Origin of the sequence: Mesorhizobium sp. M7A.F.Ca.AU.001.01.1.1 (genome assembly GCF_004022735.1) — a bacterium.
GTDB classification, from domain to species: Bacteria; Pseudomonadota; Alphaproteobacteria; order Rhizobiales; family Rhizobiaceae; genus Mesorhizobium; species Mesorhizobium ciceri.
On the sequence record NZ_RZPF01001297.1, the window covers coordinates 1 to 655 of the forward strand.

Below are 655 nucleotides of genomic sequence, written 5' to 3' on the forward strand. Positions count from 1 at the left end.
GTCATGTTCGTCATCTACACCTCGAACCATCCGGCCGGCTTCACCGCCAATGTGGTGCAGACGGCGGCCAACAAGGGCGTGCTGCTCGCCTTCGTCGCCATGGCGCAGACGCTGGTGGTGATCACCGCCGGCATCGACCTGTCCGTCGGCATGATTTTTCTCCTCACCAACTGCCTGGCTTCGTGGCTGGTGGTGGGAACGCCGATGCAGACGACGCTCGGCGTCATCGCCGTGCTGGCGGTGGGACTGCTGTGCGGCGCCATCAACGGCGCCATCGTCATCTATGGCCGGCTGCAGCCGATTGTCGCCACCATTGCCACAGGCGCCGTCTATTACGGCATCGGCCTGTTGCTGCGGCCATTTCCGGGCGGCTCGGTCAATGAGGACCTGGCCGATGCGCTGACCGGTCGTGTGTTCGGCGTGGTGCCGGCAAGTCTCGTCGTGCTGCTGGCCATCGTGCTGGTGATCTGGGTGCCGTTCAGCCGCTCGGTGCTTGGCCGCGCCGCCTACGCGGCAGGCTCATCGGAGACGGCGGCCTACATGTCGGGTGTGCCGATCCGGCGCGGCAAGTTCGCCGCCTACACGCTGGCCGGCCTGCTGGCGGCGATCGGCGGCTTGTTCCTGACCTTCTTCACCTATACGGGTGAGGCGGCCT

1 protein-coding gene is annotated in these 655 nt (G+C 66.3%); it reads left to right on the plus strand.

The genetic code is table 11. The annotated features are described in order from the left end of the window. On the plus strand, positions 1-655 hold a 655-nt coding region (locus EN884_RS37760; RefSeq protein ID WP_164895507.1), incomplete at both ends, for an ABC transporter permease.